The 256-nt window shown below is 27.3% G+C and carries 1 pseudogene; it reads right to left on the minus strand.

What is annotated here, in order from left to right:
* Positions 1-256 (minus strand): annotated as a pseudogene (locus SB775_RS31390) (hypothetical protein); the annotation flags it as partial.

The raw sequence follows: 256 nt of genomic DNA on the forward strand, positions 1-256 counted from the left end.
CTTTAACGCTTCCTTATAAGGAATTAATGGTTTTATTGTTACATTTTCAAATTCTTTTAATTTCAACTCGTCTTGTTGCTTGTCAAATTGACCAATAAAAATAAAGTGTAATTTATCAAACAAACTCTTGTTTTCAATTTTCAATTTATCTAATGCATCACACAATGGAGTAATATCACGTAATGATTTATATATAGTCCCGGTATGAACAATATTAATCTTTTGCTCTTGCAATTCTATCGGCTTTTCTTCTTTT

The organism is Peribacillus sp. SIMBA_075, assembly GCF_046534585.1.